Source organism: Streptomyces sp. NPDC002602 (assembly GCF_042889445.1).
GTDB lineage: Bacteria > Actinomycetota > Actinomycetes > Streptomycetales > Streptomycetaceae > Streptomyces.
Genome location: NZ_JBIAQX010000006.1, coordinates 35,076 through 56,380, shown reverse-complemented (window position 1 = coordinate 56,380; position 21,305 = coordinate 35,076). Strand labels below are relative to the sequence as shown.

General features: G+C 73.2%; 19 protein-coding genes. 5 read left to right on the top strand and 14 right to left on the bottom strand.

Annotation, left to right across the window (positions count from 1 at the left end; all coding sequences use genetic code 11):
* The first annotated feature begins 137 nt into the window (after window positions 1–137).
* Window positions 138–623: a hypothetical protein gene (locus tag ACFYW3_RS18545; protein WP_351760439.1), complete on the top strand. Its 486-nt coding sequence runs from the start codon at window positions 138–140 to the stop codon at window positions 621–623.
* Window positions 624–765: 142 nt separating this feature from the next.
* Here ACFYW3_RS18545 and ACFYW3_RS18540 read toward each other — a convergent pair whose 3' ends face one another.
* Window positions 766–1,833 carry an AI-2E family transporter gene (locus ACFYW3_RS18540; protein ID WP_351760436.1) on the bottom strand — a complete coding sequence of 356 codons (1,068 nt, stop codon included), beginning with the start codon at window positions 1,831–1,833 and terminating at the stop codon, window positions 766–768.
* A gap of 55 nt (window positions 1,834–1,888) precedes the next feature.
* Window positions 1,889–4,144: a SpoIIE family protein phosphatase gene (locus tag ACFYW3_RS18535; RefSeq protein WP_389386792.1), complete on the bottom strand. Its 2,256-nt coding sequence runs from the start codon at window positions 4,142–4,144 to the stop codon at window positions 1,889–1,891.
* A 262-nt stretch (window positions 4,145–4,406) separates the two neighbouring features.
* Here ACFYW3_RS18535 and aspS point away from each other — a divergent pair, with 262 nt between their 5' ends.
* Entirely contained in the window at window positions 4,407–6,212 is a 1,806-nt protein-coding gene (gene aspS, locus ACFYW3_RS18530; RefSeq protein WP_267797382.1) for an aspartate--tRNA ligase, read from the top strand.
* Between the two features lie 369 nt (window positions 6,213–6,581).
* Here the strand turns inward: aspS and ACFYW3_RS18525 are convergent, their stop codons facing one another.
* A complete protein-coding gene (locus ACFYW3_RS18525) occupies window positions 6,582–8,156 on the bottom strand; it encodes a VWA domain-containing protein (protein ID WP_389386791.1) in 1,575 nt (524 codons plus the stop codon).
* 402 nt (window positions 8,157–8,558) lie between these two features.
* Between ACFYW3_RS18525 and ACFYW3_RS18520 the strand changes: the two genes are divergently transcribed.
* Window positions 8,559–10,646 carry a PhoX family protein gene (locus tag ACFYW3_RS18520; protein ID WP_389386790.1) on the top strand — a complete coding sequence of 696 codons (2,088 nt, stop codon included), beginning with the start codon at window positions 8,559–8,561 and terminating at the stop codon, window positions 10,644–10,646.
* A 98-nt stretch (window positions 10,647–10,744) separates the two neighbouring features.
* On the opposite strand, the gene ACFYW3_RS18515 is transcribed toward ACFYW3_RS18520, so the two are convergent.
* The 4 genes from ACFYW3_RS18515 to ACFYW3_RS18500 form a co-directional block, all read right to left on the bottom strand.
* Entirely contained in the window at window positions 10,745–12,004 is a 1,260-nt protein-coding gene (locus ACFYW3_RS18515) for a sensor histidine kinase (protein WP_389386908.1), read from the bottom strand.
* Between the two features lie 14 nt (window positions 12,005–12,018).
* Entirely contained in the window at window positions 12,019–12,750 is a 732-nt protein-coding gene (locus tag ACFYW3_RS18510; RefSeq protein WP_389386789.1) for a hypothetical protein, read from the bottom strand.
* Between the two features lie 88 nt (window positions 12,751–12,838).
* Entirely contained in the window at window positions 12,839–14,848 is a 2,010-nt protein-coding gene (locus tag ACFYW3_RS18505; protein WP_389386788.1) for an FUSC family protein, read from the bottom strand.
* 92 nt (window positions 14,849–14,940) lie between these two features.
* Window positions 14,941–15,768: a hypothetical protein gene (locus ACFYW3_RS18500; RefSeq protein WP_351760417.1), complete on the bottom strand. Its 828-nt coding sequence runs from the start codon at window positions 15,766–15,768 to the stop codon at window positions 14,941–14,943.
* A 192-nt stretch (window positions 15,769–15,960) separates the two neighbouring features.
* On the opposite strand from ACFYW3_RS18500, the gene ACFYW3_RS18495 reads away from it, so the two are divergent.
* Complete coding sequence (locus ACFYW3_RS18495) at window positions 15,961–16,371, top strand: hypothetical protein (RefSeq protein ID WP_351760414.1); 411 nt, start codon at window positions 15,961–15,963, stop codon at window positions 16,369–16,371.
* A gap of 100 nt (window positions 16,372–16,471) precedes the next feature.
* On the opposite strand, the gene ACFYW3_RS18490 is transcribed toward ACFYW3_RS18495, so the two are convergent.
* The 7 genes from ACFYW3_RS18490 to ACFYW3_RS18460 all read right to left on the bottom strand — a co-directional run bounded on the left by ACFYW3_RS18490 (window position 16,472) and on the right by ACFYW3_RS18460 (window position 20,583).
* The gene (locus ACFYW3_RS18490) at window positions 16,472–16,630 is read right to left on the bottom strand and encodes a hypothetical protein (RefSeq protein WP_389386787.1); all 159 of its coding nucleotides are present in this window, start codon (window positions 16,628–16,630) and stop codon (window positions 16,472–16,474) included.
* Between the two features lie 66 nt (window positions 16,631–16,696).
* A complete protein-coding gene (locus tag ACFYW3_RS18485) occupies window positions 16,697–17,059 on the bottom strand; it encodes a hypothetical protein (protein WP_351760408.1) in 363 nt (120 codons plus the stop codon).
* Window positions 17,060–17,171: 112 nt separating this feature from the next.
* Window positions 17,172–17,897 carry a hypothetical protein gene (locus ACFYW3_RS18480; RefSeq protein WP_389386786.1) on the bottom strand — a complete coding sequence of 242 codons (726 nt, stop codon included), beginning with the start codon at window positions 17,895–17,897 and terminating at the stop codon, window positions 17,172–17,174.
* 225 nt (window positions 17,898–18,122) lie between these two features.
* Window positions 18,123–19,184, bottom strand: a complete 1,062-nt coding sequence (locus ACFYW3_RS18475) for a PucR family transcriptional regulator (RefSeq protein ID WP_389386785.1) — start codon at window positions 19,182–19,184, stop codon at window positions 18,123–18,125.
* A gap of 138 nt (window positions 19,185–19,322) precedes the next feature.
* On the bottom strand, window positions 19,323–19,568 hold the full coding sequence (locus tag ACFYW3_RS18470; protein ID WP_053675691.1) for a hypothetical protein: 246 nt from the start codon (window positions 19,566–19,568) through the stop codon (window positions 19,323–19,325).
* A gap of 21 nt (window positions 19,569–19,589) precedes the next feature.
* The gene (locus ACFYW3_RS18465) at window positions 19,590–20,336 is read right to left on the bottom strand and encodes a CbtA family protein (protein ID WP_351760399.1); all 747 of its coding nucleotides are present in this window, start codon (window positions 20,334–20,336) and stop codon (window positions 19,590–19,592) included.
* 31 nt (window positions 20,337–20,367) lie between these two features.
* A complete protein-coding gene (locus tag ACFYW3_RS18460; protein ID WP_053675696.1) occupies window positions 20,368–20,583 on the bottom strand; it encodes a CbtB-domain containing protein in 216 nt (71 codons plus the stop codon).
* Window positions 20,584–20,825: 242 nt separating this feature from the next.
* On the opposite strand from ACFYW3_RS18460, the gene ACFYW3_RS18455 reads away from it, so the two are divergent.
* A complete protein-coding gene (locus ACFYW3_RS18455) occupies window positions 20,826–21,305 on the top strand; it encodes a histidine phosphatase family protein (protein ID WP_351760396.1) in 480 nt (159 codons plus the stop codon).

Here is a 21,305-nt window from a genome sequence, read left to right as displayed (position 1 = left end):
ACTGTTTTCGCGACCTATTCTTTGGTCGCTCTGCCGGCAGGCTCCCGCAGGCTCGTGCCCGGTCCGCCTCCGGCGGATCCGCCGGGCGAGACCGGAGCCCCCGTGCCCGCTCCCTTCGTACGCTCATCGGAGTCTCCATGCTCGTTCGTCCGGCCGCGCTCGGATTCGCGGCGGTGGCGCTGCTCACCTCCGCTCTCGTCTCCGGCTGTTCAGGAGGCTCACCCGAGGCGGCGAAGTCACCCCCGCCGAGCGCCCAGGAGCAGTCCTACTACCGCTGCCTCGAATCGAACGGCGTGGCGCTGGAGAAGCGCGACGACGACCAGCTCCGGGTGGACAAGGACAAGTTCGACGCGGCCGTCGAGGCCAAGGCGGCGGCGAAGTGCGTGGATCTGCTTCCCGGTGTCGAACCGGCCCCGCCGGCCACGGCCGAGGCGGTGGCCAAGGCGAAGAAGTTCAGCGCGTGCGTGCGCGAGAACGGCTTCGCCTCGTACCCGGACCCCGACCCGGCCACCGCGAAGGTCGAGTTGTCGGTGGCCGATCAGTCGACGTACGGGACGACCACGTTCCAGGTCGCCGCCCGGAAGTGCTCCTCGGACGGGAGTGGCGGCGTGGTCGGCGGCTGATCCGCGTACCGCCGCGATGCGAAGAGGGACCCTCCGTCGCTGACGGCCGCCCCGCGCGGTGTCGTGCCGGTGTTCGTCAGGTGCGGCGGGGCGGAGGGGCGGCGGGCCGGGGCGTGTGGCGGGCCCGGCGGGCCGGAGTGCGTCAGGCCGGGCTCGTCCCGTGGTTCGGGGTGGGCGGGGTGCCGTAGCGGGTGCGGAGTTCCGACGCGACGCCGAAGGCGGCGGCGGTGAGGGGGACGGCGAGGAGCATGCCGAGGATCCCGGCCACGCCCGCGCCGGCCGTGATGGCGAGCATGACCACCGCCGGGTGCATCTGCACGGTACGGCTCTGGATCATCGGCTGGAGCACGTGGCCTTCGAGGAGTTGCACGGCGAACACCACGCCCAGTACCCACAGGCCGATCACCCACCCCCGGTCGGCGAGGGCGACGAGGAAGGCGATGGCGCCGGAGAGGAACGCGCCCAGGTAGGGGATGTAGGCGCCGACGAAGACCAGCGCGCCCAGACCGAACGCGCCGGGCACGCGCAGGACCAGCAGGCCGACCGTGATGCAGACCGCGTCGATCAGGGCGATGAAGGTGGTCCCGCGCATGAATCCCTCGACGGCCTGGAACGCCCGCCGGGCCATCGCCTCCACGGTGTCGCCGGCCGCGCGCGGCCCCAGCGAACGCAGGGCGCCGGCGGCGCGGTCCGAGTCCCGCAGGAAGAAGAAGATCAGGAGGAGTGACAGGACCGAGGTGCCGATGAACTCGCCGACGACGCTGATGCCGGCGATCACGCCGGAGGCGGCCGTGCCGCCGAACTTGGTCAGCAGGTCCCGCGCGTTCTTGGCCAGGTCCTCCAACGAGGTGCCGGCCGCCCCGAAGTGACGGGCGAGGTCCTCGCCGGCGCGCCGCAGCGAGGCGACGATCTGATCGCCCGTCTCGATCAGCGCGAGCGTGACCGCGTACGAGACCCCGCCGACGAACGCCACCACCGCGAGGCAGGTCAGCGCGGCGGCGAGCGACCGGTTGACCTTCATGCGGATCAGCCGCCGGTGCATCGGACCGAGCAGGGCCGTCCCGAGCAGGGCGAGCAGTGCGGGCGTCACGGCGGTCCGGAAGGTGACGCACAACCAGACGAGCACCGCGACGACGCCGGCGACGAGCAGGAATACGGCGCACCAGGCGGCCAGCCGCCGGACGGGCTCGGGGAGCAGCGGAGTCGACACCGCTGCATCCAACCACGCCCGGAGACGGCCCAGGCGCGACGTCCCGTCCGGTCGCTCACGGCCGGGGCGGGGGGCCCGTGTCCGAGTCCGGGCCGGGGTCCGTGTCCGGGTCCGGGCCGGGGGCCGCGTCCGGGTCGGGTTTGGACTGCTCGCGCAGCTCGAACCAGATGGACTTGCCCTCGCCGCGCGGGTCGACGCCCCACGCGTCGGCGAGCATCTCCATCAGCAACACCCCGCGTCCGCTCGACGCCATCTCGCCCGGGTGCCGCTTGTGCGGCAACTCGTCGCTGGAGTCGGCCACCTCCACGCGCAGCCGCCTGGTCCCCGGCTCGCCCACCGCGTCCGCGACCAGCACCGCGTCGCCGTCCGTGTGCACCAGTACGTTCGTCACCATCTCGGAGACCATCAGCACCGCCGAGTCGACCTGCTCGGAGTCCGCCCAGTCGTGCAGCAGCTCCCGGATCTGCTGCCGGGCTCCCGCGATCCGGGCCGGCTCCGCCTGCGCCACGGTCAGCAGGGTGCGGCGGGACGGTGGCGCCGGGTGGGTCTGCGGGGTGCCGCAGCCGCAGCCCACGCCCTCGCGGCACAGCAGGACCACGGCTATGTCGTCCTCGCACCGATCGGCCAGCGGGCCGGTGGTGTGGTGCGAGGACGGCCCGTGCACGGCCTGGACCAGCAGGTCGGCCAGCTTCTCCAGGTGCCCGGCCGCCATGCCGTCGGCGTCCGGGGTCCCGTCGTCCGGGGTCTCGGCCTCCAGGATCGCCCGCAGCCGGGCCCAGCCCGTGTCCAGGTCGTGGCCGCCGGTCTCGATGAGCCCGTCGGTGCACAACATCATCGTCTCGCCGGGTTCGAGGGTGAACCGGGTCGTCGGGTAGTCGGTGTCCGGGACGATGCCGAGCGGCAGCCCGCCCGCCGTGGACCGCATCAGCACGGTGCCGTCCGTCATCCGGACCACGGGCTCGGGATGCCCGGCGCGGGCCACCTCCAGCGTTCCCGTGCGCGGGTCACACTCCACGTACAGGCAGGTCGCGAAGCGCGGGCTGAGGAAGTCGGTGTCGTCGGAGGACGCCGAGTCGGCCGTGTCCTGGGTGGAACACAGTCCGGCGAGGAACCGCGAGGCCCGCGAGAGCACCGCGTCCGGCCGGTGGCCCTCGGAGGCGTACGCCCGCACGGCGATCCGCAACTGCCCCATCAGCCCGGCGGCCCGTACGTCGTGGCCCTGTACGTCCCCGATGACCAGGGCGAACCGGCCCGACGGCAGCGGGATCATGTCGTACCAGTCGCCGCCGACCTGGAGCCCGCCGCCGGTCGGGACGTACCGGGCGGCGAGGGCCATGCCCGGGATCTCCGGGCCGAGCTGCGGCATCATCGACCGCTGGAGGCCGGTGGTCAGCTCCCGCTCGGACTCCGCCACGCCCGCCCGCTGGAGGGCCTGGGCCAGCATCCGGGCCACCGTGGTCAGCACGGACCGTTCGTCCGGCGAGAAGGACACCGGGTGCTCGAACGCGGCCATCCAGGCACCCATGGTTCGCCCGGCCACGATCAGCGGGAGGAAGGCCCAGGAGATCCGGCCGAAGTGCCGGGCGAGGGGCCAGGTCGCCGGGAAGCGGCGCTTGTAGTCCTCCGGGGACGGCAGGTAGATCGCCCGCCCGGTGCGCACCACCTCCGCCGCCGGATAGTCCGTGTCCAGCCGCATCTCCGCGAAGGGCCCCTCGGCATCCGGCCCGTGCCCGTGGTGCCCGATGATCGACAGCCGGTCGCCGGCCAGGCCGAAGACGGCCAGCCCGTCGGGGCTGAACCCGGGCATCGACAGCGACGCCGCCACCCGCAGCACCTCGGCCGTGGACCGTGCCTCGGCCAGCGCCCGGCCCGCGTCCAGCAGGAACGCCTCGCGGGAGCGCCGCCAGTCCCCGGTGATCGGGGTGTGCACGGCGGTGGTGCCGGGCTGCGGCTCGGCGATCTCCTGGATGGTGCCGATCAGCTCGTAGTCCACCCGGCCGTCAGCGGCGCGGTTCTCCACGGGCTTGGAGCGGCTGCGCACGGTGCGCAGCACCCGCCCGTCCTCGTCCATGATCCGCAGCCGGGCCTCGGCGAGGGTGCCCTCGGCGACGGCCAGGTTCACGATGCCGTTGATCTCGTTCCAGTCCACCGGGTGGAACCGGGACCGTACGGCGACCTCCGGCAGGACGACGTGTTCCGGGGGCAGCCCGAGCAGCCGGGCGGCCTCGCCGTCGAGCGTGACGGTCCCGGATCCGTTGTCCCATCGCCACAGGCCGGTCGCGATCGCGGCCAGGACATCCTCGGTACGCACTCGGTCATCTTTACAGGTGATGATCCGGGCGTGCCTGTTCACGGTCCCCGGCCCCGCCTCCCGGCCGTCCCCCGCACCCGCCTGTCGGCCGTACCCCGCACCCCTCCCGGGTCGGGCCCGGGGCCTGCCCGCGAGCCCCCGCCGCGAGCGGCCACACGGCCGCCGGACCGGGCCGCCCCGGGCCCGCCCGCGCGGCCGGGGCCCGGGCGGTAACCTGGGGACGGTTGAATCCACCCTGGTATCGCGAAGAACTGGATGACTGATGCATCGGTACAGGTCCCACACGTGCGGCGAGCTCCGAGCCTCCGACGTCAACGCCGACGTCAGGCTGAGCGGCTGGCTGCACAACCGTCGAGACCTGGGCGGCATCCTCTTCATCGATCTCCGTGACCACTACGGCATCACGCAGCTCGTGGCCCGCCCCGGCACCGCCGCGAACGAGGCCCTGAGCAGCGTCTCCAAAGAGACCGTCGTCCGCATCGACGGCAAGGTCCTCTCCCGTGGCGCGGACAACGTGAACCCGGAGCTGCCCACCGGAGACATCGAGATCGAGGTCTCCGAGGTCGAGGTGCTCGGCGCGTCCGCCCCGCTGCCCTTCACCATCAACACCGACGACGGGGTGAACGAGGAGCGCCGACTGGAGTACCGCTTCCTCGACCTGCGTCGCGAGCGCATGCACCGCAACATCATGCTGCGCTCGGCCGTCATCGCCTCCATCCGCTCGAAGATGGTGGCCCTCGGCTTCAACGAGATGGCGACCCCGATCCTCACCGCGACCTCCCCCGAGGGCGCCCGTGACTTCGTCGTCCCGTCCCGCCTCAACCCGGGCAAGTTCTACGCCCTGCCGCAGGCGCCGCAGCAGTTCAAGCAACTGCTGATGATCTCCGGCTTCGACCGGTACTTCCAGATCGCGCCCTGCTTCCGCGACGAGGACGCCCGCGCCGACCGTTCGCCGGGCGAGTTCTACCAGCTCGACGTCGAGATGTCCTTCGTCGAGCAGGAGGACGTCTTCCAGCCGATCGAGCGCCTGATGACCGAGCTCTTCACCGAGTTCGGCAACGGCCGCGAGGTCACCTCCCCCTTCCCGCGGATCCCGTTCCGCGAGTCGATGCTGAAGTACGGCAACGACAAGCCCGACCTGCGCGCCAAGCTGGAACTCGTCGACATCACCGACGTGTTCGAGGGCTCGGAGTTCAAGGCGTTCGCCGGCAAGCACGTGCGCGCGCTGGCCGTCCCGGACACCGCCGCGCAGCCCCGCAAGTTCTTCGACGGCCTCGGCGAGTACGCGATCTCGCTCGGCGCCAAGGGCCTGGCCTGGGTCCGCGTGGGCGAGGACGGTGCGCTGACCGGCCCGATCGCCAAGTTCCTCACCGAGGAGAACGTCAAGGTCCTCACCGAGCGTCTGGGCCTCGCGGCCGGCCACGCGGTGTTCTTCGGCGCGGGCGAGTTCGACGAGGTCTCCAAGATCATGTCCGGCGTCCGCGTCGAGGCGGCCAAGCGCGCGGGCCACTTCGAGGAGAACGTCTTCCGCTTCTGCTGGATCGTCGACTTCCCGATGTACGAGAAGGACGAGGAGACCGGCAAGATCGACTTCTCCCACAACCCGTTCTCCATGCCCCAGGGCGGCATGAAGGACCTGGAGGAGAAGGACCCGCTGGACATCCTGGCCTGGCAGTACGACATCGTCTGCAACGGCATCGAGCTGTCCTCCGGCGCCATCCGCAACCACGAGCCCGAGGTCATGCTGAAGGCCTTCGAGATCGCCGGTTACGAGGCCGAGACCGTCGAGCGCGAGTTCGCCGGCATGCTCCGCGCGTTCCGTCTCGGCGCCCCGCCGCACGGTGGCATCGCCCCCGGCGTCGACCGCATCGTGATGCTGCTGGCCGACGAGCCGAACATCCGCGAGACGATCGCCTTCCCGCTCAACGGCAACGCGCAGGACCTGATGATGGGCGCGCCCACCGTCCTGGAGGAGACCCGCCTGCGCGAGCTGAACATCGCGCTGCGCAAGCCGGTCGAGGCCAAGGAGACCGAGCCCGTCGAGAAGTCGGTCAAGCAGCACCAGTAGGAACCGGCAGGCCCTGCGCGGGCCCGCGCGGTGTGCTGGTTGCTGGTTGTGCGGCGGCTCGTACGGCTTGTGCGGCTTGTGCGGCTTGTGTGCGGAAGGGCGGCGCTCCCGGATGTCCGGGGGTGCCGCCCTTTTCCGTAGGCGTCTGCGGGGCTGCGTTCCTGCGCCCCCGTGTCTCCCGTGTCCCCGTGTCCCTGTGGCTCGACACGGCGCTCCCGGGCGTCCACGGCCGGGCCGTGTCCCCGGCGGACCGCGGGGCGTCGCAGGGCGCACCGGGGGCCTCCACGGCCCGGATGGGACGGGTACGCGAGAAGGCCGCCGCCCCCGGGGGTACCGGGGGCGGCGGCCTTCTCGTACGTGCCGGTCGACCTAGAAGCGGTCGAGGAGTCCCTTGAGCAGGGCCACCGAGGTCAGCTCGCGGGGCGCGGGCCCCGCGTGGAAGAAGCCGGCGTTCTCGGCGTCCAGCTTGCGCAGGAAGTCGAAGCCCTTGCTGTCGTGGTCACCGAAGCCGACGAACTGCCAGTGGATGTCGTGCGCGGCGGCGGCGATGATCGCCTGCCGGGCGGGCTGACGGTTGTCGGGGGCCCCGTCGACCTGGAAGACGACGAGGGCCGGGCCCGTGCCGCCGTCCTTCTGGTACCGCTCGACGACGGCCTCGACGGCCACGTGGTAACTGGTGCGGCCCATGCGGCCGAGTTCGGCGTGACGGGCCTCGACCCAGGCCTCGTCGTGACCGTCAAGGGTGAGGTCGGCGGTGCCGTCCACGTCCGTGGAGAAGAACACCGTGTGCACGGTCGCCGCCTCGTCGAGGTGCGCGGCGAGGGCCAGGGCGTGATCCGCGAGGTGCTGGGCACTGCCGTCCTTGTAGAACCCGCGCATCGAGAAGGACCGGTCCAGTACGAGGTACACCTTGGCGCGCGCCCCGGCCTTCCCCTTGGCGCGCAGCACCTGACCGGCGGCCTTGTACGCCCCGGCGACCGACGCGGCCCGCCGCTTGACGGCGGCGAGCGCGACGGCCGGCCCTCCGACCCCGGCGACGACCGCCTCGACGGCGGGTGCGGGTGCGGCTTCGGCTTCGGCTTCGGCTTCAGCGGTGACGGGCTCGGCTTCGACCGCGACCGGCTCGACCACGGGTTCGGCGGCGGCTTCGGCGACGACCGGCTCGGCTTCGACCACGGGTGCGGCCTCGGCAACGGCGGGCTCCGGCTCGACCACGATCGGTTCGATCACGACGGCCTCGACCACGGGGGCGGGCTCGACCACGACGGGTTCGACGACCGGTTCGACGACGGCCTCGACCTCGGGGGCGGGCTCGGCCACGGGTTCGGCGGCGGCGACGGGTGCGGCTTCGACCACGGGTGCGGCCTCGGGAACGACGGCCTCGGGAACGACGGCGACGGGCTCGGCGGCGACGGGCTCCGGCTCGGGTTCGACCGCCACCACCGCGACAGGTGCGGCCTCGGGCGCGGGCTCGGCGGCGACCGGCTCCGGCGCGACCTCGGTGGCGGGTTCGTCCACCGTCTCGGCCGTCACGGGCTCGACCTCGGCGGTTACGGGCTCGACCTCGGCCGTCACGGGCTCCACCTCGGCGGCCACGGGCTCCGCCGCGACCGGCTCGGCCTCAACGACCTCGGCCTCGACGACCTCGGGTGCGGCCTCGGCCGCGACCGGCTCCTGAACCGCTTCGGCGGGTGCCGCCTCCGCCTCGGCCGCAACGGGCTCCGCCTCGGCCGTGGCCGGCGTCTGCGCCGGTTCCGGCTCAGGCGTCGGCTCGGCGGCGGGCTCCGCCGGGCCTCCCGTACCGGCCGAAGGCGCCGGGCGGCGGGCCTCCGGGACGGCCGGCGCCGTCATCACGGTGCCGGCTTCGCGGTCCCGCGGAGCGGACTGCGGGGGAACAGTGGGGTTGTCGAAGGACGCGGCGACCAGTTCGGCCGCCGAGTCCATGGGCGTACGTTCCGTCTGACTCGGGACGGCCGCCGATGGGGCGTCCGACGTATCCGGAACCGGTTCGGTAGACCGTCCGAACACCTTGCGCAACAAGCTCCGAATACCCATGGGCCAGGCCTTTCGCATGAGTGCGTGCGTCATTTGTCCGTGCTGCGCGGTAGATCCCTGCCCAGAGTGGACACGTAAGGTTATCGGCCCCTTGGCTGGAACTTCGGCAGGGGCGCCTTTCGTGGCGCCAACCCTCGCATGCAACCGGAGGCCGTGGGGAACTGCCCCTCCGCCGTGCCAGGTTCACCGACCGTTCATCCCCGCGCCGCCGCATCGGCGCAACCCCCGCCTAGCGTCACGGCTGTTCGTTCCGACATGTTGTCGGCGCCGTGCACCCTCGGAGGACACCTCGTGCGCAAGCTTCTGCCGCTCCTCGGCAACCCGCATGGGAGCGGCCGTTCCGCTCTCACCTGCCGCTACCGCTGTGGCGACGCCTGCTTCCACGAGGTGCCGAACACCAGCGACAACGAGTACGTCGGCGATGTGATCGCCCGCGCCTACTCCCGCCGCTCGATGCTCCGGTCCGCCGCCGTCGTCACGGTGGCCACCGCCGCCGGCACCGCCGTCACCCTGGGCGGCAACGGCTCCGCCGCCAACGCCTCGCCCTCCGTCGATCCCCGGGGCTCCGGTGTGGCGGGTGTCGGCGACGCCGCTCGCGGACTGCGCTTCAAGGCCGTCGCGCCGAACACCGACGACAAGGTCACCGTCCCCGAGGGCCACGAGCAGAACGTGGTCATCCGCTGGGGCGAGCCCATCGTCAAGGGCGCCCCGGGCTTCAACCCCGACAAGCAGACCGCCGCCGCGCAGGCCGGTCAGTTCGGCTACAACAACGACTTCCTGAGCCTTCTCCCGCTCGGTGACGACTACGAGCGTCGGCAGTTGCTCGTGGCCAACCACGAGTACACCGACGAGAACCTCATGTTCAAGGCGTATGACCCGGCCAACCCGACCCGCGAGCAGGTCGAGATCGCCTGGGCCGCGCACGGCCTCTCCGTCGTCGTCGTGCAGGAGGACCACCGCAGCGGCAAGCTGACGGCGGTCTCCCGGCACCAGCTCAACCGTCGTCTCACCGCCACCAGCGAGTTCAGGCTGACCGGCCCCGCGGCGGGCTCGGAGCTGCTGAAGACCTCCGCCGACCGGACCGGCACGAAGGTGCTCGGCACCCTGAACAACTGCGCCGGTGGCACCACCCCGTGGGGCACCACCCTCCACGGCGAGGAGAACTTCAACCAGTACTTCGCCAACGCCGGGCAGGTCACCGACCCGACCCAGGCCGCCCGCCTGAAGCGCTACGGCATGACCACGGGCGCCACCGAGCGCAAGTGGGAGCGGTTCGACAAGCGCTTCGACACCGTGCAGGAGCCCAACGAGTCGCACCGCTTCGGATGGGTCGTCGAGCTCGACCCGTACGACCCGACGTCCACCCCGCGCAAGCGCACCGCGCTGGGGCGCTTCAAGCACGAGGCCGCGCAGCCGCGCCTGACCGAGGACGGCCGTCCGGTCGTCTACATGGGCGACGACGAGCGCTTCGACTACTTCTACAAGTTCGTCTCGTCGAAGCGGATGAAGAAGGGCGGCTCGCGCGCCGCGAAGGAGCACAACCTCACGCTCCTCGACGAGGGCACCCTGTACGTCGCCAAGCTCACCGGTGACTCGCCGGCCGCCGAGATCGACGGCACCGGCAAGCTCCCCTCGGACGGTCAGTTCGACGGATCCGGTGCCTGGATCAAGCTCGCCACCGGCAATGTCTCGCACGTCGAGGGCATGACCGCCGAGGAGGTGTACGTCTTCACGCGGCAGGCCGCCGACAAGGTGGGCGCCACCAAGATGGACCGCCCCGAGGACGTCGAGCCCTCCCCGCGCACCGGCCGCGTCTACATCGCGCTGACCAACAACACCGACCGCGGCAAGGCCGGCAAGGCGGGCGCGGACGAGGCCAACCCCCGCAACCTGAACAAGCACGGCCAGATCCTGGAGCTCGCCGAGAACTTCGACGACCCGGCGGGCGACGGCTTCGCCTGGCGGCTCTTCCTGGTCGCCGGTGACCCCAACGACCCGGCCACCTACTTCGCGGGCTTCCCGAAGGACAAGGTCAGCCCGATCTCCTGCCCGGACAACGTGGCCTTCGACCCGCACGGCAACCTGTGGATCTCCACCGACGGCAACCAGCTCGGCTCGCACGACGGCCTGTTCGGGGTCGCCACGGCCGGTGAACGCCGTGGTGAGTTGAAGCAGTTCCTGACCGTGCCGCGCGGCGCCGAGACCTGTGGCCCGCTGATCCAGGACAAGCGCGTCCTGGTCTCGGTCCAGCACCCGGGCGAGATCGACGGCGCGTCCGTGGAGAAGCCCCAGTCGGTGTGGCCCGACGGCCCCGGCAAGATCGTCCGCCCGGCGGTCGTGTCGGTCTGGCGCAAGGACGGCAAGAACATCGGAGTCTGAACCAGTCGGACTCACAGAGCCAGTTGATCAACCGACTGATCGGCTGTGTCGACCGGTGTCGGTGGGGGTGTTTCACGTGAAACATCCCCTCGTCCCGTTCAACTGTCCGCGATCAGACGCCCTACGGGCAGGCGCAGGGTGGTCTGCGCGCCCCCGTCAGGGGCGTTGGCGAAGGTCAGCTCCACCTCCAGCACCGCGGCCTGACCCGCCGCGATCGTCAGTCCCAGACCGTGGCCCCGGCCCCGTCCCGGGTCGCCCGTGCGGAAGCGCTGCGGGCCCTGCTCGATCAGTTCGGGTGGATAGCCGGCCCCGTGGTCTCGGATCACCACCACGGGGCCCTCGACGGACACCTCGATCGGCGGCTTCCCGTGCTTGTCGGCGTTGACCAGCAGGTTGGCCAGGATCCGGTCGAGTCGGCGCCGGTCGGTGAGTACCACCGTGTCCCGGACCACCCGGACCGACACGGGCAGGCGGGTGCCCGCGACGGCCCGCCGCACGGCCCGGCCCAGTTCCACCTGGGACAGTTCGGCCTGTTCCACCCCCGCGTCCAGCCGGGAGATCTCCAGCAGGTCCTCGGTGAGCAGGTGCAGGGCACGGAGCCGGTCGTTGATCATTTCTTTGGGCCGGCCCTCGGGCAGCAGCGCCGCGGCGGCGAGTGAGCCCGTCAACGGGGTGCGCAGTTCGTGCGCGACGTCGGCCGTGAACCGCTTCTCGGCCTCCAGCCGTCCCTGGAGCGACCCGGCCATCGAATCCAAGGCGTGCGCGACGTCGCGCACCTCGTCGCGGTGGCGGGTGTCCCGGGGGTCGTCCGGATCGGCGGGGAGCCCCACCCGGGCGTCCAGGTCGCCGGCGCTGATCCGGCGGGCCACGGCGGCGGTGGTCGCCAGACGCCGGCTGATCCGGTCGGCCAGGAACAGGCCGGCCAGTGCCACGATCCCGGCGGCCAGCGCCGCGGAGGCGAGGATGGCGGTGTCCAGGTCGCGCAGCCGCCGGCGGGTCTGTTCGAAGGGGAGCCAGACGGCCAGCACCTTCGCGTCGGCGGGACCGGCGCCCCACATGGCGGGTTCGCCGTCGTGTTCGCCGACCATGCTCCCGGTCTCCCCGCGCGCGACGAGCTCGCGCAGGGGTGCCGGGAGCTCGGGCGGGTCGATGACCACGTGCACGTCGCCGTGGACGGTGCCGTACTGGTACTGGTTGACGGCGTCGTCCAGGTCCCGGTTCACGTCCTTGCGGACCTCGCCGACGACCTGTCCGGCGACCACGTTGTGCACGAGGATCCCGAGCACCGCCGCGACCGCGCAGCACACCGCCGTGGTCGTCAGGGCGATCTTCCAGCGCAGACTGCTCGTCACCCGCATCCGGCCCCGCCCCCTCAGGTCCGGCTCGGGGAGCAGCCGGTCGAACCGTCCTTGGCGGTGCGGCACTCGTCGAGGGTGAGCTGGGACAGGTTGAGGATCTTCGCGTCCGGGTCCCACACGTAGTCGGAGACGGAGACGTACTTGGGATTCGACGTCGGTTCGCGCACCGCGAGGTGTTCGGCGGCGACCTCCACGCCCTCCAGCACTCCGCGCCGGTACAGGATCCGGGCGATCGCGCCGTCGTCCTGGACGGTGTAGACGCGCAGTTCGCTGTCGCGGCCGTCGAGGTCGAGAGCGGTGATCAGTTCCTCCCGCCCGTTGCCCGTCACGTCGTGCAGGACGGACGGCCGCATCGGGCAGTCGGGACCCCCGTCCACAGCCTGTGTGCAGAGTGCCATCCGCTGCGGGGCCCGCGGGTCGACGAGCCGTCCCGTGCCGCCGTCCTGCCGGGCGGAGGCGGTGACGTCGGCCCGTACGACGTCCAGCGGGTTCACGCCGCGCATGCCGGGGCCCGGGGCCTTGGGCAGTCCCGGGACCACGGTGGCGGTGCCCGGCTTCTGGTCCGCCGCGGGCGGCGCCGGGTGGACGTTCTTCCACAGGGTCTGCGGGGCGTGCACGATGCCCAGGTCGCCGTCGCTCCGCAGTCCCTCCACGTCGGCGCACCCGGCCGAGACCGCGAGCAGGGCGGCGAGGACGGGGAGAGCCAGGACGCCGGGGCGCCGGCCGGGCGGGACGGGGGACCTCATGGGGCGATGCTCCCCCGGAGGGGGACCACCGGCCCGGGCACGGACCCATTCGGGGGACGCCCCGCCTCCGCGCGCGGGGGTCGGGCCGTCAGCCGGCGGGGGCGGCGATGGCGCGGGCCGCGGCGATCTCCTGGTGGACGGGTGCCAGCACGGAGTCCTCCCCGCCCATCGGGGCCGGGCCGCCGCGTACCGCCGCCGGGGTCCGACTCGCGCGCACCCCCTCGGCCAGTCCGCGCAGTTCCCGGACGGCGGCCTCGACCTCGTCCGGGCCGGGGGCGTCCGCGCCGTGGTTGACGCGGACCCGGGCGGCCGTGGTGGCGTCGACGATCCGCTCCACGGCCACCACCAGCGGCCACCACGCGGCGGCCCGCGCCCCCGTCGGCGGCGGCTCGGTCAACGCCCGCTGGAACTCGGTCCGTACGCCCGACAGGTCCCGGTAGATCCGTCGGCGGGCCTGGAGCCGGGCGGTGCGGGCGGCCCGCTGTCCGGCCTCCGTGTCGGGGTGGTCCGTGCCGAACGCCCGCTCCACGTACCGGGCGGCGTCGTCCACGGTGTCCGCGAGCCGGTCCCCGATCCGGGTGTGCCAGCTCTCGGGCCAGAGCAGGTACCCCGCGACCAGCGTGATGGCGCAGCCGATCAGGCTGTCCAGCAGTCGGGGCCGGATCAGGTCGAAGCCCTGGTGGTTGAGCAGGTCGGACAGCAGCAGGATCACCGGGGTGATCGCGGCGGTCTGGAAGGCGTACCCCTTGGCGGAGAACGCCGGGATCAGCGCGGCCAGCACCGCCATCACCGGCACGTCCCACCAGCCGCGCGGCACCTCGGCCAGCACGGCGGCGGCGAGGACCAGCCCGACGGCCGTCCCCAGGGCCCGCAGGACGGCCCGCGAGAACACCGAGCCGAAGTCCGGCTTGAGGACGAACGTGACGGTCAGGGCCACCCAGTACGAGCGCTCGATGGGGACCACCGAGACGAGCACCTGCGCCAGCCCGATGCACACGGCCAGCCGGATGCCGTACCGCCAGGAGGCCCGGGAGAACATCATGTCGCGGACCGCCCGCCGGGCCCTGATCCCCAGCGCCGCCGGCCTGCCGAGCCGGTCGTCCACGTTGTGCATCCGCGGTTCGGCCAGGTGCACGATGGTCGCCGCGTGCCGCAGGGCCGCGTCGATGGCGCGCTCCGACTGGCCGTGCGGCGGGGGCAGATCCAGGACGGGGGTTCCGGTGCGGCCGTCCTCGACGGCCGCCGCCAGTTCCCGCACGGCCGCCGGGATCTCGGGCGGCAGCGGCCGCCCCCGCAGGTGCGCCGCGGGCGCCCCCTCGACGAGCGGGATCAGCACGTTCAACTGGGCCAGCATCCGCACCAGCGAGGGGCTGCGCCCGTGCACCAGGGCCCGCCGGCCCAGGACGAGGTCGTAGGCCTGGTTCAGGGCCTGGGTGACCTCCCGGCGGCGCTCCTCGTAGTCGGGCCCGCCCGCGGCCTCCAGCGTGTCCGCCAGGGCCCGGTACCCGGCCGCGACGGCGACCCGCTCGGGTTGCCGCCCGCGCAGCGGCCAGCCCGCCAGGCTGAGCGCCAGAACGAACAGCCCGCCGGCGGTGAGCAGCAGCGGCGCCGTCCACCAGGGCCGGGGCATCGGCAGGCCGGCGCCGACCACGGCGTTCAGCAGGAGCAGGAGACCGGACACGGAGGCGACCGTGCCGATCGAGGAGATCATTCCGGAGACGAGGGCGACGAGGGTCAACACGGCGACGGCGAGCCAGCCGTGCCCGAAGACGAGGGTGCCGACGGCCACTCCGACGGCACCGAAGAGCTGCGGTACGGCGATGTTGAGGACGCGCATGCGGTACGCGTCGGCGGTGTCGCCGATCACCCCGGACAGGGCCCCCATGGACACCAGGGCGCCGTATTCCGGTTCGTCCAGCGCGAAGCCCACGGCCAGCGGGACGGACAGCGCGATGCCGGCGCGCACGACGGCGGCCCACGGGACGGGGGCGCTGCTCGGGCGCAGCCCGTTGAGGAGCCACGCGGGCGGGGTCAGGGGGATCTGCCGGGCCCGGGAGTGCCCGGACCGTATGTGCTCGGTGCGTCTTTCGGTGGTCATTCCCGCTTCCGTGCCGCCGCTCGCGAATCGGTGCTTCTGTGGAGTTCTCCGGTCGTCTGCCCATTTCTCCGCAGGTTCCGCACCTTCCGAGCTTATGGTGTGCGGCGCAGCCGCCCCGCGAGCCAGGCGCCGAGCGCCGCCGCGAGTCCCAGGGCCAGCACCACCCAGGCGGTGGTCCGCAGGAACGCGGTGAGCGCGTCGTACACCGCCCCGGCGGCGGGCCGGTCGATGTCGGCCGGCAGGTCCTCCAGGGTGAGGCGGCGGCACCACTGCACCGCGAGCCACAGCAGCACCGCCCCGATCGCCAGCCCCAGTCCGGTGGCGATCACGGCCCGCCGCCGTCGGACGGCGACCGCGATGGCCGCGGCGGCCAGCAGCAGGGTCAGGAGGGGAAGCCACACCCCGGCGATCTGGAGCACGCGAAAGCCCTTCCGCAGCGCGCCCAGGTCGTCGTACTCCATGACCTCGACGGAGACGTGGGTCACCGGGATCCGGTCCGCGAAGGGCACCCCGTTCTGGACGAGTTCCCCCTTCACCCGGGCGATCACGGGCGCGAGGTCGATGGTGACGGCGTCCCCGTCGCCGGTGGTGAGTGCCTTGAGGAACGCGGCGTGCGCGGCGCGGTTGGCGGCGTCCCAGGCCGTCCGGTAGGCCGGGGTCCCGGAGAAGGACTGCAGGGCCTCGCCGAGGAGCGCGTCCACCCCGCCCTGGAAGGGGCCCGCGTCGATCTGGCCGGCGAGCGCGCGGGTGGCCTGGGTGACGACCACGCCCCGCACGGCGGGGTCCTCGGCGAGCGGGGACATGGCGGCGGTGTAGCGGTCGGCGTCGCCCAGCTCGCGGTCGGCCCAGTACGCGACCGCGCTCGCGGGCACCAGCAGGGCCACGAGCACGATCAGTACCGTCGACAGGAAGGTGCGCACGTCACCAGGGAATGCCGCGGGGGTGCGGCCCGCGAGCGTTGTTGCTGCGAGCGGGTGGCGGGCGGGAACGGACCGGGTGGGGCCCCACCGGGCGCCGGCGGGCGGGCCGAGGGGCGACGGGGACACCGCTTGATCCACTTGCCGGTCCGAGGCGGCGGGTGTGCCCTGGATGGTGGAGAGAGGAGCCCCGTCATGGCACATGCGGCACCCACCGCCCATCGGCGGCACCGGGGGACGACGACGGACCGGGCGCACGACCTGAGCAAGGGCGCGATGGTCCGCGCCCTGCTGGCCGGTCTCGTCTACGGGGTCTGGGCGGCCTTCATCAAGCGCCAGATGGGCCCGGTCGACGCGGGCAACGTCTTCTACGGCATCCTGTGCGGCGTTCTCTTCGCCGCGATCATGTTCACCCTCGGCCGGATCGGCTCCCGACTGCCGAGGGAACTGCACGCCGCCGCCTACGGCGCCTTCGGCGGCGTGGCCGTCGGCTACCTGTACAGCCTCACCGGCGACAGCGTGCTCCGCTCCGCCGGGCTCGGCATCGCCGTCGCCGCGGCCACCGGGCTCACCGCCTTCTACCGCTACTACATGCGAGAGCCCTGAGCCGACGGAGCCCCGCACCACGCGTCCCCCGCACCACGCGTCCCCCGCACCACGCGTCCCCCGGACCGGGTCCGGGGGACGCGCTGTATCCGGGGAGGGGTCACTCCTTCGCGGCGGCTTCGGCCGGGCGAGCGGCCGGGGCTTCAGGACGGCCGGCGGGCTCGGACTCCGGCTGCTCCGGGCGTCGCGCAGGCGGGGTGAAACGGGAGGCCTCGGCGCGCAGCATGGCGTTCAGGGCGGCGTAGGGGTCGATGGGCATGGCGGAACCTCACGGTGTGCTCGGTGTTCGAGGGAGTGTGGGGGTGCGTGCTGCTGCTCGGCCCGCTCAGCAGCGCAGGACCACACTCCGTACCGTCCGCCGGGACAGCGCCGGTTCGGCCGTCCCGTACGAGGTCACGCGGGATGCCCGCGCCTCCCGCTGTTTCACGTGAAACACCGGCGGCGCCGGCTGCCGCACACCCACCATGCCGCGCACGACCGCGCGCGGGGTCGCCCTCGCCTCGGGATCCGAGGCGGGGTCGGACGGGCTCTCCGAGGGCTCCGCCGGGGTGGACGGGGCGCTCGTGGCGGGCCGAGCCTCGACGGCCATCGCGCCGGCCGGGCCGGCGCCGAAGAGGCACAGCAGCACGACGCAGGCCATCGTCAGGGCCTTCGCCGCAGCCGTCCGCGCGTACCGAGCACCGCTCATGCCCAGCTCTGTGCCCCGACACGCCGAAGCACTCCCCACCGGGGCCCAAGAAGCCCCCGACCGGGGGACGAAGACACCCCCGTCGGCTGACACCGGGCCCGCCGCCGGGGCGTCAGCGGGCCCGGTGGCGGCCCGTCAGTCGGGCCACGACGGCCGTCTCCCCGCTGATCAGACGCAGTTGGGCGCGTCGCCCGGCCCGCTCACCCGCCCGCCGCTCCGACGACCCGCCCGTCCGCTCGCCGGGCTCCCGCTCCGCCACCCCGCCCGTCCGCTCGCCGGGCTCCCGCTCCGTCCGCTCGCCGGCGTGCTCGCCGGACCGCGGGGACGGGCCGGGAACGCGGGCCGGCGAGACCCGGTCCACGGTGAACACGGCCGTCCGGCGGTCCGCGCGGGCGATCTCGATGGTCAGCCCCCGCCGCAGCTCGCCCAGGCGCAGCCCGTTCCCCGTGACGACGGCCGTGCCGGCCGAGCCCGGGGCCGGGCCGTCGGCGTCCCAGCGGATCGCGTCGCCGTCCTCGGGGTCGGCGGTCAGCGGAACGTCCAGTCCCAGCGCGGGGATCACCAGCCGCACGGGCGGCGCCGCCCGCATCGGTGGGACGGGGCCGGGCAGGCCGCCCCGCGCGGACCGGGCCCCCTTGCCGGGGGTGTGCGGGCCGGAGTGCTCCAGTTCGTGTACGAGCCGGCGATGGCCGGACAGACCCAGTGCCCGGGAGGGGAGCGAGTCGGCGACCGTGCCGGCGGCGGCGGGCGGGGCGCCGTCGCTGCTCCTCAACATCCCTACGCCGGTACACAGCAGAGTGATCGTCACCGCTGCGACGATCCACTGGGCGCGGGGCATGGGCATTCCCTCCTGGTCCGGCTCGGACGGCCGGGTCCTGTGAGCAGTGGACCGCTCTCGGCCCGCCCGCACATCGGGAGTCATCCCACGCTGACGGCAAGTCACCCACACGTCACCCGGGTGCGCGTGCGTCTTCCCAGCTCGCGGCCGGTGCGCCGGTCGTGCTTCGGCCCGAGCGGGGGTCCGCGCCCGAAAGGGTGAGGAGGAGTGCGGCGCCGTGACGACTCAGAGCGGATTCGCCGGCCAGTCCAGCAGCCGCGACCCGATCACCGCCGTCTGGAGCGTGTACCGCTGCGCGGGGTCCCCGGGATCCGTCCCGGTCAGCCGGTGGATCCGCTCCAGCCGGTACGTCAGCGCCCGCACGCTCAGGTTCAGCCGGCGGGCCGCCTCCGCCGACACACAGCCCGCGTCGAAGTAGGCGGTCAGGGTGTCCAGCAGCGGTCGAGCCCCGCCCCGACCACCCCGCAGCGGCCCCAGCACGCTCACCACGAGATCGGCCATCGCGGCCCGGTCACGCGCGAGGACGGGGAAGACCAGCAGGTCGGCGGAGCGCAGCACGGGGCCCTCGAATCCCAGCCGGTCCGCCAGGTCGAGCGCGCTCAGGGCCTCTTCGTACGAGGTCACGACCCCGCCCGCGCCCGGATGCGGGCGTCCGATCGCGACGAGGCCGCGTTCGGTCCCGGCCGCGTACGCCTGCTTCGCGAAGTGGGCCAGCACCTCGTCGTGATCGCCCGGTGCCACACAGATCAGTTGGCCGTCCTTGGTGGCGAGGAGGAAGGTCCGGTTGCCGAACCGGGTCGTCATCGCGAGTTCGACCTTCCGGATCGCCGAGCCGGCGTCAACGTACGACTCGGGGCCGCGGGCCACCGCCACCGCGTGCGCGTGCGCCAGGTGCAGGCCGAAGCGGGCCGCGCGTTCGCTCAGCCGGCCTAGGTCGCTGCGGCCGAGCAGCAGGTCGTCGATGAACTCCCGGCGGGCGGCTTCCTCCTGCCGTACGGCCATCCGCTGGGCCCGCTCGTGGCCTTCGGCGAACGCGTCCACGGCCTGTTCCACCGCCGCCATGACGTGGTCGGGGGTGTGGTGTCCGCCGAGCACCGCCCGGGTCGCGGCGAGGTGGGCGCCGACCAGGGCGCGCAGTGCGTACCCGGCCTCGGCGGCCTTCTCCCCGAGCGCGCGGCGGGCGTCGAGTTCGTCGCGGCCCGGCCGCCGGCCGGTCACGGCCACGTTCTCGAGGATCCGGACGTAACCCTCCAGGTATTCCTCGGGTATGTCCCGTCCTGTCGCCACACCGGCCCCCGTACTCGTTCGAAACGCCCATTCTCCCCGGTCGCGGCGCACCGGCCGATCCGGGGCGGTCGCCAGGGGCCCGGCCAGGGGTGTTTCGCGCGGGGCCGGCGCGGGGCCGGCCACGGCGTCAGGAGCGTCTCAGACGACGACCAGGGCGACGGCCGTCGCGCCCATGAAGGCGGCGCAGAGGTGGACGGCGGGGTGGCCGTAGTCGCCGTACCAGAGTTGGCGGACCAGGCCGCCGAGGGCGGCCAGCGCCGTGATGACACCGATCTGGGCGAACAGGGTGACGGCGGTGAAGGGGGCCAGGAGCAGCAGGAAGGAGTTCAGCCAGAACGGGGCGGCGCCCGTCCAGCCCCGCCACTCCCTGATCGCCGTCGGCATGTGCGACCGGCCCCCTCATCGTCAACTCGTCGGCACAGCCTCCTGGGCCGGGGTCGCGGGGACAAGGGCGCGTTCGGCTAGATGTCCGAAGGCGAGGCCGAAAGTCGCCCACGTGACGGCCTGCAGGGCGAGGGTGGCGAGTCGGAACTGCCAGACCAGCGCAGCCGGGAAGCCTTCCGGTACCTCGTTGATGCCGGGCAGCAGCGCGTAGGACAGGCCGATCGCCACGAGGAACGCGAACGAGGCGACGATCGACGCGTTCCAGTTGCCGAGCCTCGGTGCGAGGCGCCGACCCAGGATCAGCGCACCCACGCCCAGCAGCACGCTCAACGCGATCATCAGCACGAAGAGGGTGGTCCGCTGGGTGACCGTCTCGGGGTCGCCGACGGCCGGGGGGTTGGAGGGGTACTTGAGGAACGGCACCAGGTTGACGGTGAGGAAGAGCCCGCCGGAGACCAACAGGGCCGTGGCGCGCGGGCCGAAACGACCGATGCGGCCCAGGGCGTAGCAGAAGACGAGCGCCGCGATGCCGCCGATCGCGACGCCGTACAGGAGGGTGCCGGTGCCGAGGCCGGCCGTGGCCTGGAGGGCACGGCTGACGGGGGCGCCCTCGTCGCCGTGTTCGTGGGCGCCGGCCTCCTCGATGGCGATGGCGGCGTCCACCTTGGACTCGCCGAGGAGGTAGGCGACGAGGAAGGCGGCCACGCCGGCGAGCAGGCCGGCGAGCATGCCCCGCACGAGCAGGACTCTGGGGGAGATGGGGTTCATGTTCGGGTTCCCTTGCTGAGCGGTGCGGGGATCAGTGGCAGGGGAAGCCGAGCAGGTGACGACCGTCGTGCATCCACTCGTGGATGGTGTCGCCCTCGAAGATCGCGGTGGCGCCCTGTTCGGCGCCGACGAGGTACAGCAGGACCAGCATGAGGACGCCCGCGAAGACGGCCCAGGGGGCCAGCGCGGAGAGGGAAATCGGGGCAACGGCGGCGGGAGCCGTCGTGGGCACGGCGGACTGAGCCATGGCAGAACCTCCAGGGGGAACACGCGTCCCGGTCAGTGGTGCTCTTGACGAAGGTGGCGGGTCTGACTTCCCTCCCCGAACTCCTGCGGGAGGTTTCACAGTGGCGCGACCGTGCCGGATTCTCACCGGTGCTTCCGTCATACCGTCGTCATGTCGTCCGAGACCGTACCGCGCGCCTGGCTTGAACACCACGGCGTGTGGCCGCCGTCTCACGCCCCGGGCGGGCGCTTTACGCTCCCCACATGGCCTCTGTGCGTTCCGTGCCTCCGAGATCCGTCGTCCGCGTCCACCTGGTCACCCCGCCGTCGAGCCCCGACGGCCGCCCCGGGACGTTCGGCCGCGGGGAACCCGTCCCGGGTCACGAGGGCCTGCGCGGCCTCGCGGTCGGGGCGTGGGCGGGCCGGGCGTTGGAGGAGGTCGCGGCCGAGGACCCGGCGGCCGTGGGGGCGTGGCTGACCGACCCCGGGTACACGCCGCCCGGCGGGGAGTCGGTGGCCGCGCTGATCGCCCGGGTCGGCGCGCACCTGGCCGCACTGGCGCCCGGAACGCACCGGGTGGTGGTCGAGCAGGCCGTCGTACGGGCGGCGGTGGTGCACGCCCTGGAACTGCCGGCCCCGGTGTTCTGGCGGCTCGACGCGCGGCCCGACACGGTCACCACCCTCACCGGGCGCTCCGGCCGCTGGAACCTGCTCCTGGGCCGCCCCGACCCGGAGGCCGGCTGA